A 3,520-nucleotide genomic window follows, 5' to 3' on the forward strand; every position below is an offset into this window, starting at 1 on the left:
TCGCCTTACGGTGGAGCTGTGCGTAGATGTGATCAAGAGACAGGGTTTGCGAAGAGGGCAAGGGCCATCAGGCCGGCAGCAAGCCTCATGGCGCTGCTCCCCCAGCCGGCCGGCTGCCGGCAACGTGGCGATAGCGCTGGTTCGCGGCCTGCCACACCGCGTCGAGATCGTTGACGAGCAGCATGTCGGGCCGCGCGACCTGGGCGGTCGCCTCCATCACCGAGAGCATCACCGCCGAGAACGGGCCATTGCCGATGCCGCGCACCCGGTAGCCGAGCAGGGCCTGGGGATCCGGTGCCACATCGAGCGCGAACCCTTTCCCCGTCGCCTCGCGCCAGACCGCCTCGCCGGCGGCCAGGAACACCGGCAGCAGCCCGCTTGGGCTGCCACCGGCTTCCGGAGAGAGGCCGAGGGCCTGCCCCGTGGCGCCGTCCTGCAGCACCACGGGCTTGCCGCCCCGGCGGATGAGTTGCTCCATCGTGCGGCTCACCGCACAGATATCGACGGGGCCGGTCACGCGAGCCGCCGCCGCTGCCAGGCCGGCACGGCCGGGCGAACCCGGCCGACGAGCCAGCGACGCACCACCCGGAACACGGCGGGCAGCGTCAGCCCGAACCAGCTGATCACGATAAAGAACAGGGTGCCGGTCAACGCGATGTAGAAGGTGTTCCACGACCAGTAGACCACATAGACCACGATCGGCAGGCAGGCGCGGGCATCGAGGATCCCGATCCGCACCGGGAGAGCGGTGTAGCGCCACATCAGCCTTTGGTCCTCCGCATCTCACGGGCAGCGGTCGCCTCGGTGATCCGCCCGTCTTCCAGCGCCTTTCGGATCGCCACCTCATAGGACTGACCTCGCTCCCGCACCGCGTGCTTGGTCAGGTCCGGCCAGTCCTTGGCATCGGTCCGCATGAGCTGTCCGCGCAGCTCCTCGTCGAACACCAGGATCTCACGCAACGCGGTGCGCCTGCCGTCGGTCGAGAAGGCGAGCCGCTGGTTGACGATGAGCCGCAGCGATTGCGCGGCCGAGCTCAGCAGGTTCTCCCGCTCCTCGTTGCCGCAGAGCGCCGCGATGCGCTGGATGGTCAGCGGCACCGTGTCAGCGTGGATGGTGGTGGTCAGCGTCGCTCCCAGCATCGCTGCGTTCAGCGACGCGCTCATGGTCGCGGTGTCGCGGCACTCGCCGACGATGATATCGGTGGGTTCGCGGCGGGTGGTGCCGCGGATGAATGCCTCGAAGCTCGGCAGGTCGCGCGGGATCTCGCACTGGTCGATGGTGGAGGAGGGGCCCTTGAGCCGGTCGAGCAGAAACTCGACGGGAGCTGCCGCCTCCAGGATGTTGTAGTGACCCTCCGGGTCCAGGAGCTTGTCGACGGTGATGCCGCCGATCAGCGTGGACTTTCCCGACCCGGTGGCGCCGCTGACGATCACCATGCCGCTCGCCGGACGGCAGTTGTCGAGGATCATGCGCTCGACCAGCTGGTTCTCCAGCGGCGGCGGCAGGTCGGGGATCGGGCGCAGCACGATGTTGGCGCCCATGCCGCGACTGACCCGTGTCGAGGTGGCGTTCAGGCGGTAGCGCAGGCGCCCGGATCGGCTGACGTGGATCTCATAGGCGACGTCGAAGTCCTTGCCGCCCTGCAGGCGGGCGGTGCCGTCGGCGCCGTAGAGGTGGTTGGCGATGGCCGCGACCTCCGCCTCGTCCAGCGTCCGCTGCGTGACAGGGTGGTTGCGGCCGTGGATGCGCAGCCAGACCGGCTTGCCGGTATGAAAGCTGATCCGCGACGCGCCCTGCTCACTGGCCCAGGCGAGCAGGGAGTCCAGGCCGGGGGCATGGCGACGAGGTTCGGTGACCCAGCGCTGCCCCTCGCCGGGCCAGGCCTTGGTGGTGATCTGTGTGACGGCATTCATCAGCGGCACCCCGCGCCGGGCTGCCAGCGGCGGCGGTTCGCCTGCAAGCCGGGCTGATCGGTGATCCGCACCGTGCGGTCGCCGATGTTCAGGCGGGCCCGGCCGCCCTCGGTCGCGCTGTTGGCGAAGGAGATGCGCGGCTCTTCGACCAAGCCGGCCCGGAGCAGGACGCGATAGCGGGCCATGCCGATGATGTCGCGCTGCAGGCGTCCCAGGTCGGACAGGAAGATCTCGACCGCCTGCTTCTCGCCCTGGGCCCAGCCCTCGGCGACGTTGCGGTTCCAGTATTCCACCTCCTTGCGGGACCGGGGCAGGCCGGCATCGGCCGGCCGGCGCGGCGTGCCCCAGGAGCGCACCAGGTAGGTGCGCCAGTCCGGGGGAGCGGAGGTCAGCTGCGCCTCGCGCGTGATCTCGAAAATGCAGGAGGTTTCCCGTGCGACCTGGCCGTTCTCGCCCAGCGCGAAGGCCATCTGCGCCTCGGACACAATGGGTGGGCGCATGAGGGTCTGGCCGCCGCCCACGGGCAGTACCAGGGCGCGGAAGTCGTAGGTGGTGGTCAGCTCCGCCTCGTAGCGCCGGAGCATCTCGTTGATGGCAAAGGAGCGGGCCGCCAGTCCGCCCTGGGCGCCATAGGTCAGGCCCGACTGGCGCAGCACCTCGGCGCGGCCCTGCTCCAGCCCGTCGCCGGGCTCGTCGCCGGGGCGGGTCGCCTGTAGCGCTTCCAGCGAAGGTGGTGCCTCGCCGCCAACGATGCTCGGCGCCGTGCGGGCACCGGTGATCGGCTGGTTCAGGGGGTTGGCCAGTGCCGGGATCGCCGCGTCGAACTGCTCGACGCCCGGCATGGGCGGGGTGGCGCCATCCACGAGGTAGCCGGGGTCGGCCGCCCGGGCCTGAGCCGCCCCCAGGCCGCCCAGCACCGTCGCAGCACAGAGCAGCCGCCGCAACCTAGACATGGTGGATCACCTCGATCCGGCGGTTGATCGTGTCGACCCGGACGGTGGCGGCGTTGCCCGCCTGATCCCCGAGTGCCTTGAAGGCGCCGATCAGCGTTGTGGCCGTGTTGGGCAGGGCCACGGCCAGCGGCTGCATCCCGGCCGGGCCATACACGTCCACCCGGTAGCCCACCTCGGCCGCGACCTTGCGCACGCCATCGTCCAGCAGGCCGTTCCAGGCGAAACCGATGGGGCGCTGCAGCTCCTCCGGCACGATCGCCCCGGAGCGGACGGGAGGCGGGAAGGCCGAAACCGGCGGCGACCCGGCTGGCGCAATCCCGGGCGACGTGGCGACCACGGGCGACACCGTGACGGCGCTGGCCGACGCCACGGGTGCCGGCGGCACCTGCACGATGGATTGCCCCGGCCGCACGGCAACCGGCGCGACCGACGCGGGCAGGGCAGCCATCGCCGGCGTGGGCGGCACGGCGCGCAGGCCGCCGAGCGCCGACATCTGGCTGTTCACCAGATCCATCGAGCGGCGGAGGGCGACCTCGGGGTTCGCCATGCCCGTGGTCTCGATCTCGGTGGTGACGTGTTGTCCGGCGCATCCGGCCAGCAGCGCGAGGCCGGTGAGTGTGCCCGCGAGGCGCAGGCGCTGGGATCGCATCGGGG

General features: G+C 70.9%; 5 protein-coding genes. All 5 read right to left on the minus strand.

Annotation, left to right across the window (positions count from 1 at the left end):
* Nucleotides 1-85: 85 nt before the first annotated feature.
* The gene (locus ROTAS13_RS26575) at nucleotides 86-517 is read right to left on the minus strand and encodes a hypothetical protein (RefSeq protein ID WP_139323467.1); all 432 of its coding nucleotides are present in this window, start codon (nucleotides 515-517) and stop codon (nucleotides 86-88) included.
* Nucleotides 514-762 carry an IcmT/TraK family protein gene (icmT, locus tag ROTAS13_RS21210; RefSeq protein ID WP_075823322.1) on the minus strand — a complete coding sequence of 83 codons (249 nt, stop codon included), beginning with the start codon at nucleotides 760-762 and terminating at the stop codon, nucleotides 514-516. Before icmT ends, ROTAS13_RS26575 begins: the two co-directional genes overlap by 4 nt.
* A complete protein-coding gene (locus tag ROTAS13_RS21215; RefSeq protein ID WP_075823325.1) occupies nucleotides 762-1,913 on the minus strand; it encodes a type IV pilus twitching motility protein PilT in 1,152 nt (383 codons plus the stop codon). Before ROTAS13_RS21215 ends, icmT begins: the two co-directional genes overlap by 1 nt.
* Nucleotides 1,913-2,866 carry a type IV secretory system conjugative DNA transfer family protein gene (locus tag ROTAS13_RS21220; RefSeq protein ID WP_075823323.1) on the minus strand — a complete coding sequence of 318 codons (954 nt, stop codon included), beginning with the start codon at nucleotides 2,864-2,866 and terminating at the stop codon, nucleotides 1,913-1,915. Before ROTAS13_RS21220 ends, ROTAS13_RS21215 begins: the two co-directional genes overlap by 1 nt.
* Nucleotides 2,859-3,520: DotD/TraH family lipoprotein (locus ROTAS13_RS21225; protein ID WP_139323468.1), on the minus strand; the 662-nt coding region annotated here is incomplete at its 5' end. The genes ROTAS13_RS21225 and ROTAS13_RS21220, both read right to left, overlap by 8 nt.

This window comes from Roseomonas sp. TAS13 (genome assembly GCF_001950415.1).
Taxonomy (GTDB): domain Bacteria; phylum Pseudomonadota; class Alphaproteobacteria; order Acetobacterales; family Acetobacteraceae; genus Roseomonas; species Roseomonas mucosa.